General features: G+C 66.1%; 4 protein-coding genes. All 4 read right to left on the minus strand.

Features of this window, described 5'->3' with window-relative positions; translation table 11 throughout:
- Window positions 1-1192, minus strand: a 1192-nt coding sequence (gene bamA, locus AC1DKD_RS39130; protein ID WP_477144552.1) for an outer membrane protein assembly factor BamA, incomplete at its 3' end; no start/stop codon positions are given.
- A 98-nt stretch (window positions 1193-1290) separates the two neighbouring features.
- Window positions 1291-2682 carry an RIP metalloprotease RseP gene (rseP, locus tag AC1DKD_RS39135; protein ID WP_477144553.1) on the minus strand — a complete coding sequence of 464 codons (1392 nt, stop codon included), beginning with the start codon at window positions 2680-2682 and terminating at the stop codon, window positions 1291-1293.
- Between the two features lie 138 nt (window positions 2683-2820).
- Entirely contained in the window at window positions 2821-3999 is a 1179-nt protein-coding gene (gene ispC / locus AC1DKD_RS39140; RefSeq protein ID WP_441631986.1) for a 1-deoxy-D-xylulose-5-phosphate reductoisomerase, read from the minus strand.
- 11 nt (window positions 4000-4010) lie between these two features.
- Window positions 4011-4808 (minus strand): phosphatidate cytidylyltransferase (locus tag AC1DKD_RS39145; protein ID WP_477144554.1); only part of this gene is annotated, 798 nt, incomplete at its 5' end.

Raw genomic sequence — 4808 nt, forward strand, 5'->3', positions numbered from 1 at the left:
GGGTCAGCTTTTCGCTGTCGAACCACGAGCTTTCCATCTGGCGCATTTCGCGCCGCACCACTTCATCGCGGGTCTTGCTGTTGCCCACCACGTTGACGCGGCGCACATAGACGCGACGGCCCGGATCGACCATCAGGGTCAGCGCGACCTCGCGCTTTTCCTTGTCGATCTGCGGCTGCGGATTGATGGTGGTGAACGCATAGCCGTAGGTGCCCAGCAGATCGGTAATGGCCTTGGTGCTCTGGGTCAGCTTCTCGGATGAAAAGACCTCGCCCTTCTGCAGCTTGAGCAGCTTTTCCATCTCGGCCTGCTTGCCGAGCAGTTCGCCTGCCAGGCGGATGTCCGACACCTTGTACTGGTCGCCTTCCTTGATGTTCAGCGTCAGGAAGATGTCCTTCTTGTCCGGCGTGATCGACACCTGGGTCGATTCGATGGCGAACTCGAGGTAGCCGCGGTTCAGGTAATACGAACGCAGCGATTCCAGGTCGGCAGTGAGCTTCTGCTTGGAATACAGGTCGTTCTTGGTGTACCAGGACAGCCAGTTCGGGGTCGACAGCTGCATTTCATCGCGCAGCGTGCTTTCCTTGAAGGCCTTGTTGCCGACGATATTGATCTGGCGGATCTTGGCCACCGGGCCTTCGTCGACATTGAACACCACCGACACGCGATTGCGGTCGACCGGGGTGATCGTGGTCTGAACGTCGGCGGCATAGTAGCCGCGCGCCACGTACTGGCGCTTGAGTTCCTGCTCTGCCTTGTCGATCAGGGCCTTGTCGTAATACCGGGCTTCGGCCACGCCCACCGCGCGCAACGAGCGGCGCAGGGTGTCCTTGTCGAACTCCTTGATGCCGACGAATTCGAGCTGGGAAATGGCGGGACRCTCTTCCACCTGGACCACCAGCACGCCGTCCTCGGAACGGATCTGGACGTCCTTGAAGAACCCGGTGTTATACAGGGCACGAATGGCGTCCGCGCCCTTGTCGTCGCTGAAGGTCTCGCCGACCTTGACCGGCAGGTAGCCGAACACCGTACCCGGCTCGACCCGCTGCAGGCCCTCGACACGAATGTCCTTGACGACGAATGGCTCCGCGGCCCAACTCACTGGGGTCCAGGCCGCGATGATGGCACTCGCCAGCACGCCCAGCGAGATGCGCTTATGTCTGATCAATCTTGATCCCCTCTTTGATTCCATGCAGGATTGGGCTCCGATGCTTCACGGGGCTGCGCCTTGGCTCAGCATCCGGCGCGTGGTGCCAGTGACACCGACACGCCGCTGCCGGCAACCTACGTCTAGCCGCGCGCAAGAAACAGCCGGCTGACGTCGTTGAACAAGGCGAGCGAAGTCAGGAGCAAGACGCAGGCGATGCCGACCTTCTGCAGCACAGCCTGCCAATGGTCTGGTACGGGCCTGCCAGTCAAAAATTCAACGCAATAATACAGCAAATGACCCCCAYCCAATACCGGAATAGGTAACAAATTCAATACACCGAGGCTAACACTGACCAACGCCAGGAAGCCGACAAAGGGCTGCCATCCGAGGTGGGCGGCACGCCCGGCGTAGTCCGCCACGGTCAGCGGCCCGCTCAGGTTTTGCAGCGACGCCTGCCCCACCAGCATCTTGCCAAGCAGCTTGAGCGAGAGCGCGCTGGTGCTCCACACCTGCCCGATGGAGCGCGTCAGCGCTTCGACCGGCTGGTAGCGCACGGTCTCCATCTCGACCGCCTGGCTCAGCGCGGCACCCAGCTTGCCGGTGCCAGCCGCGGGTGCGCTGGCACCCTCGGCGGCGGGCACCGTGTCGAGTTTCACCGGCACGTCCAGGCGTCGCCCGTCGCGCTCGATGCCGAGCGTGACCTCCGCGCCGGGCCGCGCCCTGACGCCACGGATCAGTTCGCCGGCCTGGGTAAGCGCTTGTCCTTGCCAGGCCACGACGCGGTCGCCCTGGCGCAGGCCGGCGCGTTGCGCGGCGGAATCCGGCAGGACCTCGGTAATGGTGACCGGACCGCCCTTGAGGGCCAGCCCCAGCGTGGCAAGCGGATCCTGCTCCGGGTTGCCGCCAGTATTCGGCAAGCGCGGCAGTTTCACATCGCGCTCAGCGCCGTCGGCCGCGCGCACGTGCAGCACCGCGCTGGCGTCGCCGAATCCCTGCGCGAATATGGCCATGCGCAGGTCATTCCAGGAACGCACCTGCTCGGTCTCGCCGTTGGCCTGCAACGCGAGGACGCGATCGCCCTCCCGCAAGCCCGCCTCTGCCGCGGGCGTGCCTGCGGACGGCGCCGCGACGATGGGAGCCGCCTCTCGCATGCCGCCGGCAAACAGTACGAAATACAGCACCACCGCCAGGGCAAAATTGGCCAGCGGCCCGGCCGCGACAATCGCGAAACGCTTGCCGACCGGCTGCCGGTTGAACGCGCGCGGCAAATCCGCCGGATCAATGGGCGCGTCATGCTCTGGATCGCTCTCGCGCTCGTCGAGCATCTTGACATAGCCCCCGAGCGGAATCGCGGCGATGGTCCATTCGGTGCGATCGCGCCCCTTGGACACCCAGCGCAGCAGCGGCCGGCCGAAGCCGATCGAGAAACGCAACACCTTGACTCCGCACAGGCGTGCGGCCAGGTAGTGCCCCATCTCATGGAAATAGATCAGGATGCACAGGGCAGCGACGAAAGCGATTACGGTTTGCATGGCTGGCAGCTTGTCGTCAGGGGCTTACCGCCCCGATGGCACAAAGGACACACCGGGCGTCAGGCCCGGCAACCGGCGGTCCGGCATTTGCCGGAACACCGCTATTGTCGCCGATCCCGGCATCGCCCCCCGCCGGTTTCAGCACGAGCCGGCGCTATCCAGCAAGGCGCCGGCGCGGCGGCGCGCCTCGCGGTCGGCGTCCAGCACGCCCTCCAGGGTGTCGGCGCTGCCTTGCGTGGCCTGCCCGAGCACATCGCCCACAATGCGCGCGATGTCGGTGAACCGTATCCGACCTTGCAGGAACGCATCGACCGCGACCTCGTTGGCCGCGTTCAGGATCACCGGTGCGACCCCGCCCGCGCGCAGGGCGTCGAACGCCAGGCCGAGGCAGGGAAAGCGCACGAGGTCCGGGGTTTCGAAGGTGAGCGCGCCGGCGCGGGTGAGATCCAGCGGAGAAACGCCGGCGCGCATGCGCTCGGGATACGCCAGCCCGTAGGCGATCGGCGTGCGCATATCGGGGTTGCCGAGCTGGGCCAGCACCGAACCGTCGGCGTAGGACACCATGGAATGCACGATGCTCTGCGGATGGATCAGGACTTCGATGCGCTCGGCGGGCGCGGCGAACAGCCAGTGCGCCTCGATCACCTCCAGCCCCTTGTTCATCATGGTGGCGGAGTCCACCGAGATCTTGCGGCCCATCACCCAGTTAGGGTGGGCGCAGGCCTCGTCGGGCGAGATATCGCGCAGCGTGGCCGGGTCGCGGGTCCTGAAAGGCCCGCCGGATGCGGTCAGCACGATCTTGGACACACCCGCGCGGAAACGTGGATCGTCGGCCGGCAGGCATTGGAAGATGGCATTGTGCTCGCTGTCGATCGGCAGCAGCGTGGCACCATGCTCGCGTACGGCATCCATGAAGAGCCGGCCCGACATCACCAGCGCTTCCTTGTTGGCCAGCAGCACGCGCTTGCCGGCCCGCGCCGCGGCGAGCGTGGGGCGCAGCCCGGCAGCGCCGACGATGGCGGCCATCACCGAATCGACCGCCGGATCCGCCGCGACCGCTTCCAGCGCCGCCTCGCCGTAGCCAACCTCGGTCTTGACGCCATCGGCCCGCAGCAGCGCTTCCAGCTCGCCAGCGGCCTGCGCGGTGCCCACCACGGCATGGGCCGGGCGGAACTCGCGGCACAGGGCGGCCAGCTTGTCGACCTGCCGGTGCGCCGTCAGCGCATGCACGGCATAGCGTTCGGGGTGGCGCTTGACCACATCAAGCGTGCTGTCCCCGATCGAGCCAGTGGCACCCAGTACGGTAATACGACGCATATCAGATCAACTCAAAGATAAATGGCCAGCAACGCGGCCAGCGGGAATACGGGCAGCAGCGCGTCGATGCGATCGAGCACGCCGCCATGGCCTGGCAACAGCCTGCTGCTGTCCTTCATGCCGACCTGCCGCTTGAGCAGCGACTCGAACAGGTCGCCGACCACGCTGGCGATCACCAGCAGTGTCGAGAGCAGCGTCACGGCGGCCAGGCCGCTATGACCGGCCATGCGCGAAAACCAGGTCGGCGCAAAAGCCTGGGTAGCGGCCAGCGACAGGGCAATCGCCAGGACCAGCGCCCAGCCGCCGAAGGCACCTTCCCAGGACTTGCCCGGGCTGATGGCGGGTGCGAGTTTGCGCTTTCCGATGGCCTTGCCGACGAAATAGGCGCCGATATCGGCCGCCCAGACCAGCACTGCCACCGACAGCAGCACCCCGATGCCCAGCTCGCGCAGGATCAGGGTGGCCTGGCCGAAGGCGGGCAGCATGAACAAACCGAGAATGGCGCCCAGCAGCGTAAAGGCCGGTGTGGCACGACGCACGCCCCGTGCCAGCAAGACCACCGCCACACCCCAGCAAGCCACGCCGATCTGCAGCAGGAGCGTCAGCGCCTGCCGGCCAGCGGCATCATGCCAGCCAATCAGCGCCACCAGGCAGGCCAGGGCATAGACATAGGGCCAGGGGCCGCGCAGCCCGATCAGCCTGCCGAACTCCCAGCCCGCCAGGACGACAATCACCGCCACCAGGCCGGCCAGCGCCGACGGCGGCGCCAGGAAGAGGATCGGCAGGATCAGCAGCAACAAGCATACGGC

This window comes from Cupriavidus sp. 05T313 (genome assembly GCF_056396665.1).

Bases quoted from the DNA above. Each gene is read 5' to 3' on its own strand.
- ispC (WP_441631986.1), bottom strand. From the start codon at position 3,999: ATGCGTCGTATTACCGTACTGGGTGCCACTGGCTCGATCGGGGACAGC.